Annotated in this window: 24 protein-coding genes; 19 read left to right on the top strand and 5 right to left on the bottom strand. The window is 67.9% G+C overall.

Translation table 11 applies throughout. The features are described 5' to 3' along the window. Positions 1–2: 2 nt before the first annotated feature. Together hisI and yidD are read left to right on the top strand one after the other, a co-directional pair. Positions 3–443 (top strand): phosphoribosyl-AMP cyclohydrolase, encoded by a 441-nt coding sequence (gene hisI / locus MYL53_RS03945; RefSeq protein ID WP_247852114.1) that lies wholly within the window; start codon positions 3–5, stop codon positions 441–443. 4 nt (positions 444–447) lie between these two features. Further along, the gene (gene yidD, locus MYL53_RS03940; RefSeq protein WP_247852113.1) at positions 448–804 is read left to right on the top strand and encodes a membrane protein insertion efficiency factor YidD; all 357 of its coding nucleotides are present in this window, start codon (positions 448–450) and stop codon (positions 802–804) included. 113 nt (positions 805–917) lie between these two features. On the opposite strand, the gene MYL53_RS03935 is transcribed toward yidD, so the two are convergent. After that, positions 918–1,340 (bottom strand): SufE family protein, encoded by a 423-nt coding sequence (locus MYL53_RS03935; protein WP_247852112.1) that lies wholly within the window; start codon positions 1,338–1,340, stop codon positions 918–920. 28 nt (positions 1,341–1,368) lie between these two features. Then, positions 1,369–2,511: a tyrosine-type recombinase/integrase gene (locus tag MYL53_RS03930; RefSeq protein WP_247852387.1), complete on the bottom strand. Its 1,143-nt coding sequence runs from the start codon at positions 2,509–2,511 to the stop codon at positions 1,369–1,371. Between the two features lie 371 nt (positions 2,512–2,882). Here MYL53_RS03930 and MYL53_RS03925 point away from each other — a divergent pair, with 371 nt between their 5' ends. Further along, complete coding sequence (locus MYL53_RS03925; protein ID WP_247852111.1) at positions 2,883–3,938, top strand: DNA-binding protein; 1,056 nt, start codon at positions 2,883–2,885, stop codon at positions 3,936–3,938. A 38-nt stretch (positions 3,939–3,976) separates the two neighbouring features. Here the strand turns inward: MYL53_RS03925 and nfuA are convergent, their stop codons facing one another. Continuing rightward, positions 3,977–4,567 (bottom strand): Fe-S biogenesis protein NfuA, encoded by a 591-nt coding sequence (gene nfuA, locus MYL53_RS03920; RefSeq protein WP_247852110.1) that lies wholly within the window; start codon positions 4,565–4,567, stop codon positions 3,977–3,979. Positions 4,568–4,861: 294 nt separating this feature from the next. Between nfuA and metH the strand changes: the two genes are divergently transcribed. From metH to MYL53_RS03900, 4 genes are all read left to right on the top strand, one after another. Beyond that, positions 4,862–8,563, top strand: coding sequence for a methionine synthase (gene metH, locus MYL53_RS03915; protein ID WP_247852109.1), 3,702 nt, complete (start codon positions 4,862–4,864; stop codon positions 8,561–8,563). A 63-nt stretch (positions 8,564–8,626) separates the two neighbouring features. Beyond that, positions 8,627–9,955, top strand: coding sequence for an MATE family efflux transporter (locus tag MYL53_RS03910; protein WP_247852108.1), 1,329 nt, complete (start codon positions 8,627–8,629; stop codon positions 9,953–9,955). 140 nt (positions 9,956–10,095) lie between these two features. Beyond that, a complete protein-coding gene (locus tag MYL53_RS03905) occupies positions 10,096–11,748 on the top strand; it encodes a nitrite/sulfite reductase (protein WP_247852107.1) in 1,653 nt (550 codons plus the stop codon). Then, complete coding sequence (locus MYL53_RS03900) at positions 11,741–12,259, top strand: DUF934 domain-containing protein (protein WP_247852106.1); 519 nt, start codon at positions 11,741–11,743, stop codon at positions 12,257–12,259. The genes MYL53_RS03905 and MYL53_RS03900 overlap by 8 nt, the downstream gene beginning before the upstream one ends. A 215-nt stretch (positions 12,260–12,474) precedes the next feature. Here MYL53_RS03900 and smrA read toward each other — a convergent pair whose 3' ends face one another. Next, a complete protein-coding gene (smrA, locus tag MYL53_RS03895) occupies positions 12,475–13,065 on the bottom strand; it encodes a DNA endonuclease SmrA (protein ID WP_247852105.1) in 591 nt (196 codons plus the stop codon). Positions 13,066–13,222: 157 nt separating this feature from the next. Here smrA and MYL53_RS03890 point away from each other — a divergent pair, with 157 nt between their 5' ends. From MYL53_RS03890 to pdxH, 8 genes are all read left to right on the top strand, one after another. Then, positions 13,223–13,483 carry a helix-turn-helix domain-containing protein gene (locus MYL53_RS03890; protein ID WP_247852104.1) on the top strand — a complete coding sequence of 87 codons (261 nt, stop codon included), beginning with the start codon at positions 13,223–13,225 and terminating at the stop codon, positions 13,481–13,483. Between the two features lie 3 nt (positions 13,484–13,486). Next, entirely contained in the window at positions 13,487–14,791 is a 1,305-nt protein-coding gene (locus MYL53_RS03885; RefSeq protein WP_247852103.1) for a type II toxin-antitoxin system HipA family toxin, read from the top strand. A gap of 80 nt (positions 14,792–14,871) precedes the next feature. Beyond that, positions 14,872–15,300 carry a gamma-glutamylcyclotransferase family protein gene (locus MYL53_RS03880; protein ID WP_247852102.1) on the top strand — a complete coding sequence of 143 codons (429 nt, stop codon included), beginning with the start codon at positions 14,872–14,874 and terminating at the stop codon, positions 15,298–15,300. A 118-nt stretch (positions 15,301–15,418) separates the two neighbouring features. Beyond that, entirely contained in the window at positions 15,419–15,886 is a 468-nt protein-coding gene (locus MYL53_RS03875; RefSeq protein ID WP_247852101.1) for an MgtC/SapB family protein, read from the top strand. 98 nt (positions 15,887–15,984) lie between these two features. Then, complete coding sequence (gene arsC / locus MYL53_RS03870; protein ID WP_247852100.1) at positions 15,985–16,326, top strand: arsenate reductase (glutaredoxin); 342 nt, start codon at positions 15,985–15,987, stop codon at positions 16,324–16,326. A gap of 31 nt (positions 16,327–16,357) precedes the next feature. Then, on the top strand, positions 16,358–16,975 hold the full coding sequence (wrbA, locus tag MYL53_RS03865; RefSeq protein ID WP_247852099.1) for an NAD(P)H:quinone oxidoreductase: 618 nt from the start codon (positions 16,358–16,360) through the stop codon (positions 16,973–16,975). Next, on the top strand, positions 16,972–17,367 hold the full coding sequence (locus MYL53_RS03860; RefSeq protein WP_247852098.1) for a DUF2069 domain-containing protein: 396 nt from the start codon (positions 16,972–16,974) through the stop codon (positions 17,365–17,367). The genes wrbA and MYL53_RS03860 overlap by 4 nt, the downstream gene beginning before the upstream one ends. A gap of 141 nt (positions 17,368–17,508) precedes the next feature. Beyond that, entirely contained in the window at positions 17,509–18,150 is a 642-nt protein-coding gene (gene pdxH, locus MYL53_RS03855; protein ID WP_247852097.1) for a pyridoxamine 5'-phosphate oxidase, read from the top strand. Between the two features lie 82 nt (positions 18,151–18,232). Here pdxH and MYL53_RS03850 read toward each other — a convergent pair whose 3' ends face one another. Next, positions 18,233–20,983 carry a bifunctional acetate--CoA ligase family protein/GNAT family N-acetyltransferase gene (locus MYL53_RS03850; protein WP_247852096.1) on the bottom strand — a complete coding sequence of 917 codons (2,751 nt, stop codon included), beginning with the start codon at positions 20,981–20,983 and terminating at the stop codon, positions 18,233–18,235. 108 nt (positions 20,984–21,091) lie between these two features. On the opposite strand from MYL53_RS03850, the gene MYL53_RS03845 reads away from it, so the two are divergent. From MYL53_RS03845 to moaB, 4 genes are all read left to right on the top strand, one after another. Then, positions 21,092–22,024, top strand: a complete 933-nt coding sequence (locus MYL53_RS03845) for a histone deacetylase family protein (RefSeq protein ID WP_247852095.1) — start codon at positions 21,092–21,094, stop codon at positions 22,022–22,024. Between the two features lie 169 nt (positions 22,025–22,193). Then, positions 22,194–22,826: a helix-turn-helix domain-containing protein gene (locus MYL53_RS03840; RefSeq protein WP_247852094.1), complete on the top strand. Its 633-nt coding sequence runs from the start codon at positions 22,194–22,196 to the stop codon at positions 22,824–22,826. Positions 22,827–22,995: 169 nt separating this feature from the next. Further along, entirely contained in the window at positions 22,996–23,328 is a 333-nt protein-coding gene (locus MYL53_RS03835; RefSeq protein ID WP_247852093.1) for a DUF1244 domain-containing protein, read from the top strand. Next, complete coding sequence (gene moaB / locus MYL53_RS03830) at positions 23,325–23,858, top strand: molybdenum cofactor biosynthesis protein B (RefSeq protein ID WP_247852092.1); 534 nt, start codon at positions 23,325–23,327, stop codon at positions 23,856–23,858. The genes MYL53_RS03835 and moaB overlap by 4 nt, the downstream gene beginning before the upstream one ends. The last annotated feature ends 55 nt before the right edge of the window (positions 23,859–23,913 follow it).

Raw genomic sequence — 23,913 nt, 5'->3', positions numbered from 1 at the left:
CCATGACCGATACCTTCAAGCGCCTGGAAGGCGCGGCGCTCGACAGCCGTCGCCCGATCGGCGAGATCCTCGACGCCATCCGCTTCAACGACGACGGCCTGATGCCCGCCATCGCCCAGCAGCACGACAGCGGCGAGGTGCTGATGATGGCGTGGATGAACCGCGAGGCGCTGGAAGAAACCCTGGGCACCGGCCGCGTCTGCTACTGGTCGCGCTCACGCGGCAAGCTGTGGCGCAAGGGCGAGTCCTCCGGTCAGCAGCAGCTGCTGCACGGCGCCGCCCTCGACTGCGACGGCGACACTCTGCTGCTGCAGGTCGACCAGACCGGCCCGGCCTGTCACTCCGGCCGCCGCAGCTGCTTCTACGTGTCCCTCGAGGGCGACGACGCGCGCATCATCTCGGCGCCGCTGATCGACCCCGAGGCCCTCTACGGCAAGCGCTGAGGCCATGACCGCCCTGCTCCACCGCGGCCGGCGCCTCGCCGAACGTCTGGTGACCTGGCCGCTGCTGGCCCTGGTCAGGGCCTACCAGCTGATCCTGAGCCCGCTGCTCGGCCCGCGCTGCCGCTACTGGCCGAGCTGCTCCCACTACACGGCCGAGGCGCTGAAGGTGCACGGCCCGCTCAAGGGCGGCTGGCTGGGCCTGCGCCGCATCCTGCGCTGCCATCCCGGCGCCGAGGGCGGCATCGACCCGGTGCCCGGCGGCCCCAGCGAACGGCTGTGCCGGGAAGACCCCGATCTCGACGAGCGTTTCCGCCCTCGCGATGCCGATGATGCATCGCCGCACGACAAGGTAACGCGATAGGCGCAGTACGCGGCCGTGTCGGTATCCAAATCCAAACCCAAACCGCCCGCAGATGATCCGCATCGATAATCGATGGATCGCCTGCGGGCGGTTTGCTTGATGCCGGCCAGAGCCTATGCGGCTTCCTGCTCGGCGACGCGATAGATGCGCTCGAGCATGGCATTCAGGCCGTTGCTGCGCGTCGGCGAGAGGTGTTTGTCGAGACCCAGGTCCTCGAGGAAGTGCGGACTGGTGTCGCGAATGTCCTCCGGGCGGCGGTCGTCGTAGATGCGCAGCAGCACGGCGATCAGCCCGGAGACGATGGCGGCGTCGGAGATCGCCTGAAACTTGAGGCGCTCGCCGTCGCGCTCGTGGTGCATCCAGACGTTGGACTGGCAGCCCTGGATCTTGAGCTCGTCGCGCTTCCACTCCTCGGGGAAGGCCGGCAGCTGCTTGCCCATGTCGATGATGTACTGGTAGCGGTCCATCCAGTTGTCGAACATCTCGAACTCGTCGACGAGTTCCTGCTGGGCCTGTTCGGCGGTTGTGGTGGTCATGCAACACTCCTTGAAACGGTTACTGGCATTATAACGGTTGGCCGCCGTCGTCGTCCGCCCCCGACGACAGCCCGTGACGCGACTGCTGGCGATGCCACTCGGTGTCCTCCGCGTGCAGGTAGCGGGCGGTGGTGTCGAGCCGCGAATGCCGAGCCGTCTCGGCGAGATAGCGCAGCTCGACGCCGGCCTGGGCCTGGTGGGTGAGCGCGGTATGACGCAGCCAGTGCGGCGTGGCCCGGCGCAGCAGCGCGACCTCGCGGGCGCTGTTCCGACCCTGGCGCGCCTCCAGATCGTCCGCGGCCCGAGCGAAGGCCTCACGCATCAGCCGATAGAGCCGGTTCTCGCCCAGGCCGCGTTGGCCGTCGAGCCCGCGCAGCAGCGGCGTGGCTTCGTCCGGTCCGGGCTCCGGGGCAAGGCCGAGCGTCGCTCGCCACTGGCCAAGCAGGTGCATCATGTCCGGCGGCACTGGGATGCTCGCCGCCTTGCCTCCCTTCCCCACCGTATGCCACCACCAGCGATCCTCGCGGCGATGGAAGTCGTGCATGCGGGCCGTCGCCATCTCGCCGATCCGCGGCGCGAGCAGGTAGGCGAAGCCGAACGCGAAGCGGCGGCGCTGGTGCTCGAAGCGTGCCCGCGGCGCGGCATCGTCGCCCGGCGCCTCGTTCAGCCACTGCCATAGCCAGTCCCACAGCGGCTTCTCCAGGTAGCGCTCCACCCTGCCCTGGCGATTGTCCAGCCGGCGGCGCTTGTCGCGCATCAGCCGGAACGGGTTGTGCCGGACCCAGCCCGCCTCCACCAGCCAGGCGAACAGTCCCTGCAGGATCACCAGGCACTGGCGGCGGCTGGCCGGCGACAGCGGGCCGCGGAACGGCCGCCAGCGAGGATCGTGCCGCGGCCGGGTCGGCCCGGTCCAGCGCTCGCGGGGCTGCGGATCGGTCAGAAAGGCCTCGAAGGCGTCCAGATGATCGCGGCGCACCTCGCCGAGCGCTAGCCCCTGCTCGGCCAGCCACAGCAGCAGCCGCTCCGCCTCGCGCCGATAGGCCCGCTGGGTGTTGGGGCTGGCGCGATACTCGCCGAGCCACTGGGCCACCGCCTCGGCATCGCTGGTCGCGGCGATATGGGCGTGTCCGGCAGCTGGAGCCACCGTCGATGTCGTCGACAGCTCGCCCATCGCCTCATTCAACGCCGCCGCCCGGGTCATCCACGCGCCCTGCTTCTCGCTATCCCTTTCCAAGGCCGCTTACACCTCCCTCGTGGCTGTTGCGTCGCAGCTGGCGACCGAGCCGGGCGCCGGCCCACCCTTCCCGCCAGTTTTCATCCGCATTTCGCCCTTTGAATTCAATCATCTGCTCCATCTGGCCGCAGTATCGGCGTTACGCACCGGATAATCAAGATAAGCCGCGTAATCTTGATTATTTGCTTCTTTTGATAATGTAAATTACGTATTACGTTTAATGTAATTATCTTTATCCGCACGCCCGGGCCAGGTATAGTGCGATCTGAAAGCCCCGACGGGCGGACTCATGAAACGAGGAGAACGGCATGGCACGCAGCGGCGTACGCTATGAAGACGTGCAACGGGCGATCGACGAGCTGATGGCCGCCGGACAGGCGCCCAGCGTGCAGCGGATCCGCGAGACGCTCGGCACCGGCAGCTTCACCACCATCAGCGAACACCTGCGCGAGTGGCGCAAGCGCCGCGAGGAGAACCGCGACGTGCCGCCGCCACGCGGCATGCCGGCGCCGCTGCAGGAGCTCGCCGAGTCGCTGTGGCAGCAGGCCCAGGAGGCCGCCAACGAGGCGCTGGCCCACTACCGCCGCGAGGCCGACGACAGAGTCGCCGAGGCCCAGCAGGCCGTGGCCGCCGCCGAGCGTCGCGCCGAGGACGCCGAGCAGCGTGAGAGCGCTCTGTCGTCACACCTGACCCGCAGTGAGGAGCGCCTCAACGAGCGGACCGCCGAGCTCAGCCGACTGCAGGCCGATCACGACACCCAGCAGGCCGAGACCACGCGTCAGCGCGAGGCCCGCGGCCGGCTGGAGGCACGCCTGGACGAGCTTCAGGGCGAGCTGGAACGCCAGGCCCAGGCCCATCGCCAGGCGCAGGAAGAAAGCGAGACCGCACATCAGGCGCGACTCACCCAGGAGGAGCAGCGCCACGAGGCCGCCGAAGCGAGACTGATGGGGCTGCTCGACGAGGCCCGCCAGGAGCGCCAGGCCGCCGAGAAGGCCCATGCCACGCGGCAAGAGCGGTTGGAAAAGCGTCTCGAGGCCGCCAAGGCGGAGCAGCAGGCGCTGCAGGAGGCACTGAAGGAAGAAGAGAAGAAGCGGCGCACCGAGGAGCAGGCGCGGCGCGATGCCGAGACCGCCCGGACCGGCCTCGACGAGGAACGCACCCGCCTCGGCGCCCGGCTGGAGGATGCCCAGGCGGCCCTGGCCAGCCGTCAGGCCCGAGTGGAGGCCCTGGAACAGCAGCTCGAGGCGCGACTGTGGTCATCGCTGGAGAAGATGCAGGAGAGCCAGGCCCGACTCGAGGCCGCGGCCGAAAACGCCTCGGGCCCCGACGATGCGGGGCCCGAGAAACAGGATAGCCAGAACTAGCTCAAGGCTTGATCGGCGCGTCGTCGGCGCCGACACCCTTATTGATAGTAGGCGTTGGTGGTGTCGGTGTGGTCGGTCACGTCACGGATACCGGCGAGCTCGGGGATGCGCTCGAGCAGGGTCTTCTCGACGCCTTCCTTGAGGGTCAGGTCGACCGCGGCGCAGCCCTGGCAGCCGCCGCCGAAGGCCAGCACGGCCACCTGTTCGTCGGTCAGCTCGACCAGCTTGATCTCGCCGCCGTGGGCCGCGAGGCCCGGGTTGATCTCGCTGTAGAGCACGTAGTTGACGCGATCCGCCAGCGGGCTGTCCTCGTTGACCTTGGGCATCTTGGCGTTGGGCGCCTTGATGGTCAGCTGGCCGCCCATGCGATCGGCGTTGAAGTCGACCACCGCTTCCTCAAGGAAGGGAAGGCTGTTCTTGTCGAGATAGACGGCGATCTTGTCGAGCTCGAGGCGCTCGTCGCTCGGCTCCTCTTCGCCGGGCCGGCAGTACGCCAGGCAGGTCTCGGCGTAGGGCGTGCCCGGCTGGGTGATGAAGATGCGCACGGCGATCCCTTCGACGTTCTGCTTGGCCAGCAGCTCGGCAAGGTAGTCCTGGGCGCTGTCGGTGATCTGTATGCTCTCGCTCATTGCTCTCTCGCTGGTCGAGCCCGGCACGGTCAGTCCGGGATGAGGGTCTGGCCCTATGGTAAGCGACCACCCCCACCCTGACAATCCCGACTGCCGCACTGGGTTTTATCCTGACCGGCTGCATGAACGCCGGTCACGCACGTCATGAAAGACGCTCGCGTCGCGCCCCTGCCGCGGCGCGGCGGCTTTTGCTAAGATGCGGCGTTTGTCCGGCCTCGCGACGGACGCCATACGACATAATATCGCGCCGTTGTCGCGCCCCGATGCCCTTATCGCTGGAGATTGACTCGACCCATGGCCGCCGTTCCGACTCCCCTCACCGCTTCGCTTTCCGACAGCCTTCGCCGCCGTATCCTGATGCTCGACGGCGGCATGGGCACCATGCTGCAGAATGCCGCACTGTCGGAGGAAGAGTTCCGTGGGGAGCGTTTCGCCGACTGGCCCACCGATCTCAAGGGCAACAACGACCTGCTGGCGCTGACCTGCCCCGACCTGGTGACGCGCATCCATCGCGACTACCTGGAAGCCGGCGCCGACATCGTCGAGACCAATACCTTCAACAGCACTCGCCTGTCCCAGGCCGACTACGGCATGGAGACGCTGGTGGCCGAGCTCAACCGTGAGTCGGCGCGGCTGGCCCGCGCGGTGTGCGACGCCGTCGCCGAGGAAACCGGCGTGCCGCGCTATGTGGCCGGCGTGCTGGGGCCCACCTCGCGCACCGCCTCGCTGTCGCCGGATGTCAACGACCCAGCCAAGCGCAACGTCACCTTCGACGAGCTGCGCGACAACTACCGCGAGGCCGCCGAGGCGCTGATCGAGGGCGGCAGCGACCTGATCCTGATCGAGACCATCTTCGACACCCTGAACGCCAAGGCCGCCATCTACGCCCTGGAGGAGCTGTTCGAGGATCGCGGCGAGCGCCTGCCGGTGATGATCTCGGGCACCATCACCGACGCCTCCGGCCGCACCCTGTCCGGCCAGACCACCGAGGCGTTCTGGAACTCGGTGCGCCACGCCAAGCCGATCTCCGTCGGCCTGAACTGCGCGCTGGGCGCCGAAGAGCTGCGCCCCTACCTCCAGGAGCTCTCCGACAAGGCCGACACCTTCGTCTCGGCGCACCCCAACGCCGGCCTGCCCAACGAGTTCGGCGAGTACGACCAGACGCCGGAGGAGATGGCGGCCATCGTCGCCGACTTCGCCGAGAGCGGCCTGGTCAACATCATCGGCGGCTGCTGCGGCTCCACCCCCGAGCACATCGCCGCCATTCACCGAGCGATCGAGGGCACCGCGCCCCGCGAGGTGCCCGAGCGGGCGCTGGCCTGCCGGCTGTCCGGCCTCGAGCCGTTCAACATCGCCCACGACTCGCTGTTCGTGAACGTCGGCGAGCGCACCAACGTCACCGGCTCGGCGCGCTTCAAGCGCCTGATCAAGGAAGAGGACTACACCACCGCCCTGGAGGTGGCCCTGGAGCAGGTCGAGAACGGCGCCCAGGTCATCGACGTCAACATGGACGAGGGCATGCTGGAGTCCGAGGAGGCCATGGTGCGCTTCCTCAACCTGATCGCCGGCGAGCCTGACATCGCTCGGGTGCCGATCATGGTCGACTCCTCCAAATGGGAGATCGTCGAGGCCGGCCTCAAGTGCATCCAGGGCAAGGCGGTGGTCAACTCGATCTCGATGAAGGAAGGCGAGGACGCCTTTCGCGAGCAGGCCACCAAGTGCATGCGCTACGGCGCCGCCGTGGTGGTGATGGCCTTCGACGAGCAGGGCCAGGCCGACACCTTCGCGCGCAAGACCGAGATCTGCCAGCGCGCCTATCGCCTGCTGGTCGACGAGATCGGTTTCCCCGCCGAAGACATCATCTTCGACCCCAACATCTTCGCCATCGCCACCGGCATCGAGGAGCACGACAACTACGCCGTCGACTTCATCGAGGCCACCCGCTGGATCCGCGAGCACCTGCCCCACGCCATGGTCTCCGGCGGGGTGTCGAACGTGTCGTTCTCGTTCCGCGGCAACAACCCGGTGCGCGAGGCGATCCACTCGGTGTTCCTCTACCACGCCATCCGCGCCGGGCTGACCATGGGCATCGTCAACGCCGGCCAGCTGGCGGTCTACGACGACCTCCCCGAGGCGTTGCGCGAAGCGGTCGAGGACGTGGTGCTCAATCGCCGCAGCGACAGCACCGAGCGGCTGCTGGAGATAGCCGACGAGTACAAGGGCGACGGCTCCGGCGGCGCCAAGAAGGAAGACCTCGAGTGGCGCAGCTGGGAGGTCGAGAAGCGCATCGAACATGCGCTGGTCAAGGGCATCACCGCCTACATCGAGGAAGACACCGAACTCGCCCGCCAGCGGGCCGCTCGTCCGATCGAGGTGATCGAGGGGCCGCTGATGGACGGCATGAACGTGGTCGGCGACCTGTTCGGCGCCGGCAAGATGTTCCTGCCCCAGGTGGTCAAGTCGGCCCGCGTCATGAAGCAGGCGGTGGCCTACCTGATTCCCTACATCGAGGCCGAGAAGAGCGCCGACACCCAGGCCAAGGGCAAGATCGTCATGGCCACGGTCAAGGGCGACGTCCACGACATCGGCAAGAACATCGTCGGCGTGGTCCTGCAGTGCAACAACTACGAGGTCATCGACCTCGGCGTGATGGTGCCGGCGGAGAAGATCCTGCAGACGGCCAGGGAAGAGAACGCCGACATCATCGGCCTCTCCGGGCTGATCACCCCGTCGCTGGACGAGATGGTCCACGTCGCCAAGGAGATGCAGCGTCAGGGCTTCGAGCTCCCGCTGCTGATCGGCGGCGCCACCACCTCCAAGGCCCACACCGCGGTCAAGATCGAGCCGGGCTACGAGCATCCGGTGATCTACGTCACCGACGCCTCACGAGCCGTGGGCGTGGCCGGCAAGCTGCTGTCGCCGGCGCTCAAGCCCGAGTACGTGGCCGAGATCCGCGCCGAGTACGAGGTCGTGCGCGAGCGCAACGCCAAGCGTCGGCCCAAGGCGGCGGATCTGTCCTACGCCGAGGCCCGCGCCCGCAAGCCGGTCCTCGACTGGGACGGCTACACGCCGCCGGCGCCGGGCTTCACCGGCCTCAAGGTGTTCGAGGACTACGACCTCAACGAGCTGGTCGAGCGCATCGACTGGACGCCGTTCTTCATGAGCTGGGAGCTGGCCGGCAAGTACCCGAAGATCCTCGACGACGAGGTGGTCGGCGAGGCGGCGCGCAGCCTGTTCGCCGACGCCCAGGCGATGCTACGAAAGCTGATCGACGAGGGGCTGGTCCAGGCCCGCGGCGTGATCGGCCAGTGGCCGGCCAACGTCGTCGATGACGACGTCATCGAGGTCTACGCCGACGAGTCTCGCCGCGAGGTCATCGAGCGGCTGCACCACATCCGCCAGCAGACCACCAAGAACCGCGAGGGCGTCTGCTACAGCCTGGCCGACTTCATCGCGCCCAAGGATTCCGGCAAGCCGGACTGGATCGGCGGCTTCGCCGTCACCACCGGCCACGGCGTCGAGGAGCTCGCCAATCGCTACAAGGCCGCGGGCGACGACTACAACGCCATCATGGTCCAGGCGCTGGCCGACCGCCTCGCCGAGGCCTTCGCCGAGCGCATGCACGAGCGGGTGCGCAAGGAGTTCTGGGGCTACGCCGCCGACGAGACCCTCGACAACGAGGCGCTGATCGCCGAGAAGTACCAGGGCATCCGCCCGGCGCCGGGCTACCCGGCCTGCCCCGACCACACCGAGAAGGCCACCCTGTTCCGGCTGCTCCAGGCCGAGGCCAACGCCGGCCTCGAGCTCACCGACAGCTTCGCCATGTGGCCCGCCGCCGCGGTCTCCGGCTGGTACTTCTCGCATCCGCAGTCGAAGTATTTCTCCACCGGCAAGATCACCCACGATCAGGTCGAGGCGCTGGCCGAACGCAAGGGCATGACGCTGGCCGAGATGGAGCGCTGGCTGTCGCCGGTGCTCTCCTACGACCCGAGCTGATGGTCGTCTCGCTCGCCCCGGGCTCGCACGTCGGGCCCGGTGTCGTCATTGCTGGAAGTCCGAATGCTGCCTGAGACCTCCCGACGCCAGACCATCCTGCGTCTTGCCCTGCCGATCATCGGCGGCATGCTCACCCAGAGCCTGCTCAACCTCGTCGACGCCGCCCTGGTGGGCTCGCTCGGCGAGGTGCCGCTGGCCGCGGTGGGCATCGGCGGCTACGCGATGTTCCTGATCACCGCGGTGGTCTTCGGACTGTCGTCGGCGGTTCAGGCCCAGGCGGCGCGTCGCCACGGCGAGCAGGACTGGCGTCGCTGCGCCGTCTCGCTCAATGCCGGCCTCGTGATCGCCCTGGCCGTGGCCGGCCCGATGACCCTGCTGTGCCTGTGGCAGGCGCCCGCCCTGCTGGCGCTGATCAACCAGGACCCAGCGGTGAATGCCGAGGCCACGAGCTACTTCCAGTGGCGCGTCGTGTCGCTGGCGCCGGTGGCGATGATCTTCTGCTTCCGCGGCTACTGGAACGGCATCCAGCAGACCGGCCTCTACCTGCGCATCATCCTGGCCATGCACCTGATCAACGTGGTGGCGAGCGTGGGGCTGATCTTCGGCCTGGCCGGGCTTCCCGCCATGGGAAGCGCCGGCGCCGGCGCCGGCACCACCCTGTCGCTGTTCGCCGGGCTCGGCATGTGGGCGTGGCACAGCCTGCGCCATGCCCGGCGCAGCGGCTTCCTGACGATCCGCCCCGACGCCGCCACCTTCGCCACCACCCTGCGCCTGACCGTGCCGCACTCCTTCCAGCAGATCTGGTTCGCCGCCGGCTACGCGGTGCTGTTCTGGATCCTGGGCCGGATCGACACCGCCAGCGTGGCGGTCGGTCACGTGCTGGTGAACCTGTCGCTGCTGCTGATCCTGCCCGGCGTGGGGCTGGGCATGGCGGCGATGAGCCTGGTCGGCGAGTCGCTGGGGCGTCATGACCATCGCGACGCCCACCGCTGGGGCTGGGACGTGGTGCGCCTGGCCTTTCCCTGCCTGGCGCTGATCGCCCTGCCGATGGTGGCGTTGCCCGACGTCGTGCTGGGGCTGTTCCTGCACGACGAAGCGCTGATCGCGCTGGGCCGCTTGCCGCTGCAGCTCACGGCGGCCATGATCGTGCTCGACGCCGCGGCCCTGGTGTTCGCCCAGGCGCTGCTCGGCGCCGGCGCCCAGCGCACGGTGATGACCCTCACCCTGACGCTACAATGGCTGATATTGCTGCCGCTGGCCTGGTGGGTCGGCGTGCATCAGGAGGCCGGGCTGCTCGGCATCTGGTGGGTGCAGCTCGGCTATCGCTGCCTCAATTCCCTCGGTTTCATGCTGATCTGGCAGCGCCGTGGCTGGCAGCGGCTTGCGGTATGAGGCAAAAGTGCCGACGAACGAGCTCTGTGCTCATTCCGTTTCGAATATAAACTATGAAGATTTATTCTTTTATAGAATAATTGCGACCCGTTAAGGTAGTCGCCAAGCTTCGCCACTTCCCCGTTTCAGGTAAGCGCTGAATGTATCGCTACGACACCCATGATCAGACCCTGGTCGACGAACGCGTCGCCCAGTTCCGCGACCAGATGCGTCGCTACCTCGAGGGCAAGATCAGCGACGAGGAATTCCTGCCGCTGCGCGTGCAGAACGGTCTCTATATCCAGCGCTATGCGCCGATGCTGCGCATCGCCATCCCCTACGGCATGCTGGCGTCCTACCAGCTGCGCAAGCTGGGCGAGATCGCCGCGCGCTACGACCGCGGTTACGGCCACTTCACCACGCGCACCAACCTGCAGCTGAACTGGCCCAAGATGGAGGACGTGCCGGACATCCTCGCCGACCTGGCCAGCGTGGAAATGCACGCCATCCAGACCAGCGGCAATGATATCCGCAACACCTCCACCGACCAGTTCTCCGGCATCGCCGCCGACGAGGACGTCGATCCGCGCCCGTGGTGCGAGCTGATCCGTCAGTGGTCGACCTTCCACCCCGAGTTCGCCTACCTGCCGCGCAAGTTCAAGATCGCGGTGACCGGCGCCGAGGAGGATCGCGCGGCGATCCAGGTCCATGACGTGGGCCTGCGCTTCTGGCGCAACGAGGACGGCGAGGTGCGGGTCAAGGTGCTGGCCGGTGGCGGCCTGGGCCGTACGCCGATGATCGGCAACACGGTCTGCGAGGATCTGCCCTGGCAGCACCTGCTGACCTACCTCGAGGCGATCCTGCGGGTCTACAACCAGTTCGGCCGCCGCGACAACAAGTTCAAGGCGCGCATCAAGATCCTGGTCAAGGCCCTGGGCGTCGACGAGTTCCGTCGCCGCGTCGAGGAAGAGTGGGCGCACCTCAAGGACGGTCCCCAGACCCTCACCGACGAGGCCGTGGCGTCCGTGGCCGAACATTTCGTCGACCCCGAGCGTCGCGAGATCGACGCCGAGGCGATCGCCGCCTACGAGGCCCTGCGCGCCGACAACCGCGCCTTCGGCCGCTTCGTGACCAACAACGTCACCGACCACAAGGTCCCGGGCTACAAGGCCGTGACCCTGTCGCTGAAGCGCCGCGAGCACTCGCCGGGTGACGTCACCTCCGATCAGATGGCCGCCATCGCCGACCTGGCCGACGAGTTCAGCTACGGCGAGCTGCGCGTGACCCACGAGCAGAACCTGGTGCTCACCGACGTGGCCGTCGACCGCATCGAGGAACTCTGGCAGCGCCTCGACGAGCTCGGCCTGGCCAACCCCACCGTGGGCACCCTGGCCGACCTTATCTGCTGCCCCGGCGGCGACTACTGCGGCCTGGCCAACGCCAAGTCGATCCCGGTCGCCCATGCCATCCAGGAGCGCTTCGAGGACCTCGACTTCCTCTACGACCTGGGCCCGCTGGAGCTCAACATCTCCGGCTGCATGAACGCCTGCGGTCACCACCACGTCGGCCACATCGGCATCCTCGGCGTCGACAAGAAGGGCGAGGAGTACTATCAGGTCTCGCTCGGCGGCAGCCAGGGCAACGAGTCCTCGCTGGGCAAGATCCTCGGTCCCTCCTTCTACCGCGAGGACGTGCCGAGCGTGATCGACAAGCTGCTGCAGGTCTACGTCGGCGAGCGCACGCCCGACGAGACCTTCCTCGACACCTATCGCCGTATCGGCATCAAGCCCTTCAAGGAGCGCGTCTATGCCTGAGCAGACCTCCCGCACCCTGATCGCCGACCGGCGCGTCGCGACCGACGAGTGGGTCCTCTGCGAGGACGCCGCCCAGCGCCCGGAAGGTCAGCCGGCGCTGCTGCCGCTGGCCGACTGGCAGGCCTCCGACAAGGGCGACGACGTCGCCCCCTGGCTGGCCAGCGACACCGAGATGACCGATGCGCTGGCGCGTGAGCTCGAGGCCGCCCCGCTGGTGGCCATCGACTTCCCGAAGTTCACCGACGGCCGCGGCTACAGCATCGCTCGCCTGCTGCGCGAGCGGCACGGTTATAAAGGCCAGATCCGCGCCATCGGCGACGTGCTGATCGACCAGCTGTTCTACATGTCGCGCTGTGGCTTCGACGCCTTCTCGCTGCGCGAGGACCAGGTCGTCGAGGACGCCCTGAACGCCCTGAGCACCTTCAGTCGCAGCTACCAGCCCGGCACCGACGATCCGGAACCGCTGTTCCGCCGTCGCCTGCGCGAGGCCCACAAGGGCGAAGTCGCCTGACGGATCGCCTCGCCAGAACGCACGAAGCCGGCCCAAGGGCCGGCTTCGTCGTTTCTGGCGACCAAGATCGAGAGCGCAGTCTGCGAGGCAGAGAAGTCGACGAGCGAAGGCGAGACAAGGCAAAAATCAGCGAGCGTGCGGAGTTTACGAGGGTGTAAATGAGCATTGCGAGCTGATTTTTAACGCCGTATAGCCGAACGCCGTCACTTCCGGCATCAACCCCGGCGCTTCTGCTGGCGCTCCCGATTGGCCGCCCTCGCCCGCTCGCTCTTGCGCAGCATCACCCAGGTGGCGCCCAGGCCGCCGTCGGCCTGTGTCGCCGAGGCGAAGGCCTGGACCTCGTCGAAGGCCGGCAGCCACTTGGCCAGATAGGAGCGCAGCACGTTGGCGGGGCTGTCGATCTCGCGGCCGCGACCGTGGACGATCATCACCGAGCGCAGGTCGTGCTCGACGGCCTCGCGCAGGAAGGCCGGCAGCGCCCGTCGGGCCTCCTCCACCGGACGGCGCAGCAGGTGCAGGCTGGCCTGCATCGGGTAGCCGCCCTGGCGCAGGCGCTCCGCCACCCCGCGCTGGATGCCGTCGCGGCGAAAGTCCAGCGGATCGAAGGGCGGCACCAGGTCGACGAAGTCGTCGGAGAGGATATCGCGATCCGCCTCACCGCCGGCCGCGCTCTCGCGCTTGGCGATCTGCGCCTCGGTGGGACCGCGGCGGGTCTGGCCGGTATGCGCTCGGCCCTGGCCGCGCGACAGGGGGGTCACGTCGCCCATCAGGGCCTGGAAATCGGCATCGTCGTGAAGGTCCGTCATGGCACACCTCCTGGCCAGCTTGAGTAGAACGCTCATCCTAGCAAATGGCTCAGTGCCACCGCATGTCGAGATGACGCCACAATATCCGCTATAGAGGATATTGTGCTAATATCCTCTATAGCGGATAAACACATTTTTATCCTCTATAGGGGATATCATGAAGATCACCTCACCCGAGATGCTCGCGCACTCGCTGAAGAACGCACGCAAGCGTCGCCAGCTGACGCAGCAGGCCACCGCCGAGCAGATCGGCATCAAGCAGGCGACCGTCTCCGGCTTCGAGCACCACCCGGAGCGCAGCCGCCTCGAGACGCTGTTCAAGCTGCTGTCGGCCCTCGAGCTGGAGCTTCACGTCACCGAGCGCGACCGTACCGACGACACCACAGGCCCCGAGGCGGGCTGGGACCAGGAGTGGTAGGCCATGGCAAATCTCACCGTCGCGATGAACGGCATCGAGATCGGCACCCTGAGCCTGGCACGCTCCGGCGCCATGGCCTTCCAGTACCGCCGTGAATGGGCCGAACGCCCCGGCGCCCGGGCCGTCTCGCTGTCGCTGCCCCTCGCGACGGCGGCGTATCGCGGCGAAGTGGTCTACAACTTCTTCGACAACCTGCTGCCCGATTCGGAGGCGATCCGCGCCCGCATGCAGGCCCGCTTCCGGGTGCCGACGCGCCATCCGTTCGATCTGCTGGCGAGCATCGGCCGCGACTGCGTCGGCGCCATCCAGCTGTCCCCCGAAGATGTCCCGAGCGGCGATGTGCATACCGTCACCGCCGAGCCGCTCGACGATCGCGCCATCGAGTCGCTGCTGGTCGGCTACCAGGAGGCTCCGCTGGGCATGGCCGAGGGGCAGGATTTCCGCATCTCGCTGGCCGGTGCCCAGGAAAAGACGGCGCTGCTCTGGCACCAGGGCCGCTGGCAGCGTCCCACCGGCAGCACGCCCACCAGCCATATCTTCAAGCTGCCGATCGGCTTTCTCGAACACAGCAACATCGACCTGCGCCAGAGCAACGCCAACGAATGGCTGTGCCTGCACCTGCTGGAGGCCTTCGGCTTGCCGGTGGCGCAGACCGAGCTGGCCCGCTTCGGCGACCAGGAAGTGCTGGTGGTCGAGCGCTTCGACCGGCGCTGGTCGCGGGACGGCTCCTGGCTCATGCGCCTGCCTCAGGAAGACTTCTGCCAGGCGCTGGGCATTGCGCCGGCGCTCAAGTACGAAAGCGACGGCGGCCCGGGTATCACCCAGGCCATGCGACTGCTGCGGGGCTCGCAGCAGGCCGGCGAGGACAGGGGGCGCTTCTTCAAGGCCCAGATCCTGTTCTGGCTGCTGGCCGCCATCGACGGGCATGCCAAGAACTTCAGCCTGTTCCTCGAGCCGGGAAGCGCCTATCGCATGACGCCGATGTATGACGTCATCTCGGCCTACCCGCTCATGCGCCAGGGCAGCATGGCCGCCGAGCGCGCCAAGATGGCCATGGCCCTGAAGGGCAAGAATCGCCACTACCGCTGGGCGAGGATGGCGCCCCGTCATTTCCTCGCCACCGCCGAGCAGGTCGACTATTCACCCGAGCGCGTCACCGCACTGATGGAAGAGATCGCCGGCTCCGCCGAGCGGATCGTCGGCAATCTCGCGGCCGACCTGCCCGCCGATTTTCCGGCGGCGACCGGCGATCCCATCCTCGAGGGCGTCCTCCGGCAGGCATCGAGACTGGCGGACTTCCTGGCCTGAGGCTCGACGCGCGGCCGCGCTGTTGCGTCGGGAGCGGCTATGGCAGCATGGGCCCGTTTCATTCTCCCGGAGCCCTTTCCATGCCCTCCCCGCGCCTGCTGATCGGCCTGCCGCTGCTGGCCACCCCGCTGGCGGTCGCCGCCTGGCTGTGGCTGACGATGCTCAGCCCCTGGACCTACGAGCGCCCCGCGCATCTGGCGCCCATCGCTGAGGGCTCGCATGCGCTGTTCGTCTACGGGACCCTGACCCATGCGCCGATCCGCTGGGTGGCCTATGGCCGCACGGGCGATCCCGAACCGGCGACGCTCGATGGCTACCGCCGGACCGGGCTCGATCTGGCGCCCTGCAGCGGCTGCGCGGTGAAAGGGCTGCGGCTGACCGTCAGCGCCGAGGAACTCGCTCGCCTCGACCGCTACGAGCATCTCGGCATTCGCTACCGCCGCGATCGCGTCGAACTCGCCGACGGCCGCTCGGCCTGGGTCTATCGTCGCCTGGATGACGAAGATTGATATCTGACCCAGATGCTTTTTGAGCATCTAAGATAACGGTATAAATTTCTCTGGTTTTCCCTTGCACCCGATCGCAGGCACTATCGAGGGGGAAACACCCGCGACCGAGGACGCCGCCATGGACACCGAGATCACCCTGCTCGACATGTTCGCTCGCCTGGGCGTGGCTGCCGGCCTGGCCCTGGTCCTGGGGCTCGAGCGCGAGTTGCGCGGCAAGCCCGCCGGACTGCGCTCGCACATGCTGGTGGCGCTGGGCGCCGCAGCCTTCCTGATCGTCGGCCTCGAGATCCTCTACGCCACCGCCGAGGGCGACCCCTCCGCCCGCGTCGACCCGACCCGCATCGTTGAGGGCGTGATCGGCGGCATCGGCTTCCTGGGCGCCGGCAGCATCATCCGCAGCGGCACCAGCGTCCACGGCATCACCACCGGCGCATCCATCTGGCTGGCCGGGGCCATCGGCATCGCGGCCGGCGTCCACAACTTCCCGCTGGCCGCCATGGTTACCTTCATGGCGCTGGTCATCATGGTGGTGTTGGGCGGCATCGAGCGCACCCTGCCTCGCCATCGCCGCCCCAAGGGCGACTGACGGGGCGGCAGTTGTGACCGCATTCGGCCGCGGCCTACAATGAGCCGCGTTTGTGACCCGCGACACGATTTTTTCGGACGACATCAAGGACCCTCGCCATGATCACCCTGCTGCACAACCCGCGCTGCTCGAAGTCGCGCCAGGCCCTGGCACTGCTGGAGGAGCGCGGCGTCGATGTTCAGGTACGCCGCTACCTGCATGAGCCGCTCGACGGCGCCGAACTGCGTGCCCTGATGGCGCGCCTGAGCACCGAGCCGCGGGATCTCGTACGCACCAGCGAGGCCGAATGGAAGGCCCTTGGCGCCGACCGCGACGACCCGGAGCAGGTGATCGACGCCATCGTCGCCCATCCGAAGATCCTGCAGCGCCCCATCGCCGACGATGGCAGCCGGGCGATCATCGGCCGCCCGCCGGAAGACATCCTCGCCCTGCTCGACTGACGCTCTCTCCTCTTCGGAATCAGGAAGTTCCATGTCCTCCTTGCCCTATGTGCTGATCCTCTACTATTCCCGTTCCGGCGCCACCCGCGCCATGGCCGAACGCCTCGCCGCGGGCGTCGAATCCTGCCGCGGCATCGAGGCGCGGCTGCGCACCGTGCCTCCGGTGTCGCCGACCTGCGAGGCGGTCGACCCCGAGATTCCCGCCGAGGGCGCGATCTACGCCGAGCTCGACGACCTGCGCCACTGTGCCGGCCTGGCGCTGGGCAGCCCCACCCGCTTCGGCAACATGGCTGCGCCGCTTAAGCACTTCGTCGACACCACCAGCGAGCTGTGGCTGGGCGGCACCCTGGTGGACAAGCCGGCCACCGCCTTCACCTCCACCTCGAGCCTGCACGGCGGCCAGGAGACCACCCTGATCTCGATGCTGCTGCCGCTGCTGCACCACGGCATGGTCTACGCCGGCCTCCCCTACAGCGAGACCGAGCTGACCGAGACCCACAGCGGCGGCACGCCCTACGGCGCCAGCCATCTGGCCGGCAAGCGCAGCGACCGTCCGCTCGACGAGACCGAGCGCCAGTTGGCCTACGCCCAGGGCAGGCGCCTGGCCCGGCTGGCCCTGGCGCTCGACGGCGCAGGAGATCATTCATGAGGCGCTGGCTGGAAGACCTGGAAGCCCGCCACGGGCTCGATGCCCTGACCGCCCGGTCACGGCGCCTGGTCATCGGCAGCTACGTGGTGCTGCTGGCCCTGATGTTGTATCGCGGCATGGCGATCCAGAGCGACGGCAGCTCCGTCGGTCCCATGGTGGCCTTCGTGCTGCCACTGGTGCTGTTCCTGCCGTCGATCCTCGCAAAGCGAGCCCGTGGCCACGCCTGGCTGGCCTTCGTCAGCCTGCTGTTCTTCGCCCAGGGGGTGATGGTCGCCTCGCTGCCCGGCGAATGGCTGCGCGGCGGAATCGAGGCGCTGGTTTCGCTGGCGCTGTTTACCGGGTGCATGGGCTACGCCCGCTTTCGCAGCCGCCAGATCAAGGCCGGTCAGTGACGAGCCCCACGCCGCACGCTATCCCGCGAGACCGCTGATCCAGCGCAATGGAATGCCATCGGCATCGCGTATGATGGTCCTGTCGAGGTTGAGCTCGCGCCGACGAGCGGCGACCATGAGGGCACATTCGAGGAGAACACCATGACACGTGATATCGCCGATATCCGGCGCGACTACGAGGGCGGCCGCCTGGACGAGGCCCAGCTGCCCGAGCAACCCATGCCGCTGTTCGACGAGTGGCTGGCCCTGGCGCTGGACGCCGAGGGTGAGGACGCCAACGCCATGACCCTGGCCACCGTGGACAGCCAGGGCCTGCCCCACGCTCGGGTGGTGCTGCTCAAGGGCGCCGAGGAACGAGGACTGACCTTCTTCAGCAACTACCACAGCCACAAGGGCAGCGAGCTGGCCAACGTGCCCCAGGCCGCGCTGGTCTTCTGGTGGCCGTCGCTGGCGCGCCAGATCCGCGTGGAGGGCGCCGTCGAACAGGTCAGCGAGGAAGAGTCCGACGCCTATTTCGCCCGCCGCCCCCGTGCCAGCCAGCTGGGCGCCTGGGTGGCCACCCAGAGCGTGGTGATTCCCGGTCGTCAGTGGCTCGAGGAGCGCGAGAGCCGGTTCGAGCAGGCCTACGAGGGCCAGGACATTCCGCGCCCCGTTCACTGGGGTGGCTACCGCCTGGTGCCGGACATGATCGAGTTCTGGCAAGGCCAGCCCAGCCGCCTGCACGACCGCATCCGCTTCGAGCGCCGCGACGACCACTGGCAGAGCTTCCGCCTGGCCCCCTGATCGCGCCGACTGGCATGCCGATAGACCTGTCCGACCCCGCCAGCGTGCGGGGTCGGGTCATTGGTCACCTCGGCATTTGCCTTCAACCTTCCACCGGGCTCTCCAGACGCAGCCGCTGCCAGTCGCTCTCGGGCTCGTTGAGCCTGAGCACGGCGTCCATCACCTCTTCTTCCATGTTGTAGCTGAGCCGGAAGCCCAGCTGCTGCATCAGCGCACGCATCGGCCGGTTGTCGACCATGATCTTGCCGATCATCTCCAGCGTCCCCAGCCGCTTGCTGTAGCGGATCATCTTGTCCATCAGCAGGCTGCCGATCCCCAGCCCCTGGAGGTCGTCGCGCACGATGATCGAGAACTCGGTGCGGATGTTGTCGGCATCGTTCCACACCCGCACCACGCCGAGCATCTCCTTGCCACCCTCGGGCAGCGGGTGCTCGGCGATGAAGGCCATCTGGCGGTCGTAGTTGATGTGCGAGAGCAGCGAGAGATCGCGCTGGGTGAGGTCGGCCTTGTGATGGAAGTAGCGAAAGCGAATGCTCTCCTCGGAGAGCCGCTGGTGAAAGCCGGTGATCAGCGGTGCGTCCTCGGCGCGGATCGGCCGCACCTCGACCTCCCAGCCGTTGTTCAGGGTCACCCATTCGCGCAGCTCTTCCGGATAGGGCATGATCGCGAAGCGTGCCGGCGACCCCAGGTCCATGGCGAAGTCGACCGCCAGCATGCCCTCGCGATTGAGCACCAGCGGATTGAGTTCCAGCCCGCGCAGCTCGGTGAGGTCGCTGGCCATCTGCGACAGCGTCACCAGCAGCTCGCCGATCCGGGTCAGATCGCGCTCGGGGTCGCTGGAGTGCTCGCGAATCAGTCGCGCGGCATGGGTACGCCCCACCAGGTCGGCGGCCAGGCTCATGTTCAGCGGCGGCAGCGCCACCTGTCGGTCGGCGAGGATATTCACCTTGTAGCCGCCGATGCCGAACACGATCAGCGGGCCGAACACCGGGTCGCGGGTGATGCCGGCACACAGCTGCATCGAGTGCTTGCCGCGCTGCATGGGCTGCAGGCAGTACTCGCGCACCGTGAAGGCGGGAAACTTCTCGGCCACCTTGTCGCCCAGCCGGGCCACGCCCTCGGCGACCCGCTCCGGGCCATCCAGGTCCTGCAGCAGGCCGGCGGACAGCTTGTGGGGATGCTGGCGATAGCGGAACGGCCGGCAGTTGCCATCGTGGACCACCTTCAGCGCCAGCGGCCCCGCGAGCGTTCGCGCCGCCTGGGCGGCCTGCTGGGGCGTGTTCGCATAGCGGCTCTCGGCCACGGGAATGCCGTAAGCCGCAAGCACACGCGATGCCTCCGAGTGGGTCAGGCACTCGCGGCCCTCGTCCCTGACGCGCTCGATCAAGGCCCGGCTCGCTGCCCGACTCTCGCGGGTGGTGGCGAACGGCAGGCTCGGCGGGGTTTCCTGCAGCAGCTTCTGCACCCGCTGATAGTTGACCATGTGCATGAAGGCCTTGACCGCCTTCTCCGGCGATTGATAGGTCGGAATGCCGGCCTCGTGACAGGCCTGTCGCGCGGATAGCGCCTCACCGAGGCCCATCCAGCTGGTCAGCAGGTTGCGCCGGAACCGCTGGCGGGCGGCGATCAGCGCCTCGGCGGTGTCGAGCGACGGCGCCATGCGGGTCGGCGCATGCACCACCAGCACGGCGTCGACGCCGGGGTCGGCCGCCACCAGCGCCACGGTCTCGACAAAGCGCTCCGGCGTGGCGTTGCCGCCGATGTCCACCGGATTCTCGCCCGGCTTGCTGATGTCCATGTCGTCGCGACACAGCGCCTCGCGGGTCGCATCGCCGAACGTCGCCAGGCGCCCACCGGCGCTGACCAGCTTGTCGATGGCCAGCATCGCCGGCCCCAGGCCATTGGACACCACCGCCAGCCGGTCGCGCTTGAGCGGGCGCATGCGCGACAGCGTCTCCAGAGCGTCGAACAGCTCGTCGGAGTCGTCGACCCGCACCACCCCGGCCCGGGCGAAGGCCGCGTCGAAGACCTGGTCGCGGTTGGCGATGCCCGGGGTGGGCGGCAGGTTGCCGATGTCCGACGCCGCGGTGCGCCCGCTCTTGATCGCCAGCACCAGCCGGTGACGCGAGGCCTCGCGCACCGCGGTCATGAAATGCTGGGCATCGTGGATGCGTTCCAGATGCAGCAGCAGCGCCTGGGTCGGGGCGAACTGGTTGAGGTAGTCGATCATGTCCGGCAGCAACACGTCGACGCTGTCGCCCACGGTCAGCAGATGGGAGAAGCCGATACCCCGCCCGGCGGCCCAGTCGATCATGGCATTGCCGAGCATGCCCGACTGCCCCAGGTAGGCGACGCGCCCCTTCTTCACCGGCTGGCTGGCGTAGGAGGCGTTGAGCCGACGCCCGGGCACGATCAGTCCCATGCAGCCCGGCCCCAGCACCCGGATGCCGGACGCCCTCGCCGCGGTCAGCATGCGGCCGCGGATCGAGCCTTCGCCGTCGCGCGCCTCGTCCAGGTTCGCCCCGCCGGGCAGCACCAGGGCGGCCCGCACGCCGAAGCGGCCGAGCTCGTCGATCACCGTCGGCACCCGGTCGATGGGCGTGCAGACCACGGCCAGATCCGGCACCGCCGTCAGATCGGTCACGCGAGACACACAGCTCACCCCGTGCACGCTGTCGTAGGCCTTGGGGTTGATCGCCCACAGCGGGCCCGAAAAGCGCCCCTCGAGCAGGTTGCGAATCACGATGCCGCCCATGGAGTGCGGCTTTTCCGAGGCCCCGACCACGGCGATGCTGCGCGGCGAGAAGAAGTGGTGCAGGAAGCGTGTGCTCATCCGGGGCTCCGTGGGAAATCGGCTCAGCCTCCTGTGTACGACTTATGGACACTGTCACGCAAGGCCCCGTCACGCTTAGGGTATGGCTGACGCGCCTGGAGCCCCTGCATGATCACGGCCTACCTGACCCACCCCGAGTGCCATCGGCACCACATGGGGCCCGAACATCCCGAGAGCCCCAAGCGGCTGGACGCCATTCACGCGCGCCTGATGCGCGCCGGCCTGCTGCAGCAGGCCATGCAGGGCGACGCGCCCGCCGCCACCGACAAGCAGATCACCCGGGTGCATCCGAGAAGCCATCTGAAGAGCCTCGAGGCCTGCGTGCCCGAGCACGGCCTGATCCTGCTCGAGGACGACACCCTGATGAACCCGCACAGCCTGCTGGCCGCGCGTCATGCCGCCGGCGCCGTGGTGCGCGGCGTCGACCGGGTCTATCGCCATCAGGCCGATAACGTCTTCTGCGCGGTGCGTCCCCCGGGCCATCACGCCGAGCGCGACCAGGCGATGGGCTTCTGCTTCTTCAACAACGTGGCGGTCGGCGCCGCCCATGCCCGGGCCAGACACGGGGCGACGCGGGTGGCGATCCTCGACTTCGACGTCCACCAGTGCAACGGCACCATCGACATCTTTCGCGACGATCCCGGGGTGCTGATCTGCACCAGCTTCCAGTCGCCCTTCTACCCCTGGCGCCACCTCGAGACGGACGCCGTCAACGTCGTCAACACTCCGCTGCCGGCCGGCACCGACGGCGCGGCCTTCCGCCGCGCCATCGAACGGGACTGGCTGCCCGCCCTCGACGACTTCGCCCCGGAAATCGTGCTGATCTCGGCCGGCTTCGACGGCCACCGCGACGATCCGCTGGCCGAATTCTGCCTGGACGACGAGGACTACTACTGGATCACCCGTCAGGCCATGGACATCGCCGAGCGGCACGCCGAGCGCCGCCTGGTCTCGGTGCTCGAAGGCGGCTACGATCTCGCCGCCCTGGGCCGCGGCGTCGAGGCGCACCTCAAGGCGCTGATGGGGCTGCCGCTGGACTGACCCCGCGATCCGCCCCTCCGCGTTTCCGGAACGTCGGAAACGCGACGCGTCGCGACGAGGTCATGGCGCTGGCATGTCGCCTCCCATCACTGCGGGGTCGCACCGGAGTCCGCAGGCGATCGGCGATATGGTAGTCTGGAGGAAACCTCGTTTCCGATAGTGAATCCGCATGCCCGCCACCAACGATCAGGATGCCGCCCTGCGCATCGCCTCCGGGCGCAAGGCCTTCGTCGAGCCACTGCGGCTCGGCGAGCGCCTCAAGGAGATCCGCCTGGCCAACCAGTGGACCCTCGGTGACGTCAGCGAGCGTACCGGCCTGGCCCGCTCCACCTTGTCCAAGATCGAGAACGACCAGATCTCCCCGACCTTCACCGCCGTGCAGAAGCTGATCAGCGGCCTGGACATCGACCTGCCGCAACTGCTGTCCCAGCCGCGCCCCCAGGCCCGCACCATGGGCCGCCGCGACCTGACCCGCCGCGGCGACGGCCAGCAGCACCCGACGCCTACCTACGAGCACGAGCTGCTGAGCTGCGAGATGGCCCAGAAGCGCATGATCCCGTTCAAGACCATCGTGCGGGCGCGCAGCTTCGACGAGTTCTGCCAGTGGGTGCGCCACGACGGCGAGGAGTTCCTGATGGTGCTCGAGGGCGAGATCCAGCTCTACTCCGAGTTCTACGAGCCCCTGCACCTGGTCAAGGGCGACAGCATCTACTTCGACAGCGACATGGGCCACGCCCTGGTCTCGGTGAGCGAGGAAGACGCCACCGTGCTCTCCGTGTGCACGCCCCGCGAACACCAGTAGCCCGCCTTTCGCCTCTCCCAAGCCCCGTCTCGCCGCGCCGACCCGCCGTCGCGGCGTGCTTGTCCTGCGCCGCAGGTTGACGCGCCCCAGCGCGAACGAGTTTTGATAAGCTGAACGTCTACCCCATGGGCCAGAGCACATGGTCCAGAACGACAGTGGAGCCAGCCTCATGCAACACCTGGATGACAGCACCCGCACCGAGCTCGAAGCCGCCGCCTTTCGCCGTCTGCTGAGCCACCTGGACGCGCACAAGGAAGTGCAGAACATCGAGCTGATGATCCTCGCCGACTTCTGCCGCAACTGCCTCTCCAAGTGGCTGGTAGCCGCCGCCGAGGAACGCGGCGAGACCCTCGACTACGAAGCCGCCCGCGAATACGTCTACGGCATGCCCTACAGCGAGTGGAAGAACCTCTACCAGGCCAAGGCCACGCCGGAACAGCTGGACGCCTTCGAGGCGCGCCAGGAAGCGAAGAACGCGGCCAAGCAGGATGCCCGGTCATGAGCGACGCCACGAACGAGGCGATGATTCCGCTGTCGGTGGCGGTGCTGACGGTCTCCGATACCCGCACCGAGGACACCGATCGCAGCGGTCAGGCGCTGGTCGAGCGGCTCAGCGCCGCCGGCCACCGGCTGGCCGACAAGCGCATCGTGCCCGACGACGTCTATCGCATCCGCGCCGTGGTGGCGGACTGGATCGCCGACCCCGAGGTGCAGGTGGTACTGACCACCGGCGGTACCGGCTTCACCGGCCGCGACTCCACCCCGGAAGCGGTCTCGGTGTTGCTCGACAAGCGTATCGAGGGCTTCGGCGAGCTGTTCCGCCAGCTGTCCTGGCAAGAGATCGGTAGCTCCACGGTGCAGAGCCGCTGCCTCGGCGGCCTGGCCAACGCCACCGTGGTGTTCTGCCTGCCCGGCTCCACCGGCGCCTGCCGTACCGGCTGGGACGGCATCCTCGCCGAGCAGCTCGACAGTCGGCACAAGCCGTGCAATTTCGCCAATCTGGTCATCCCTGAGCGAGGCCAGCATGGATAAAATCACACGCCAGCGGCACAAACCCTGCAGCTCTCTACAAGGTCCGGCCAATCTG

This window comes from Halomonas getboli (genome assembly GCF_023094245.1).
Classification (GTDB): Bacteria; Pseudomonadota; Gammaproteobacteria; order Pseudomonadales; family Halomonadaceae; genus Halomonas; species Halomonas getboli.
This window is presented reverse-complemented; position numbering and strand designations above follow the sequence as displayed.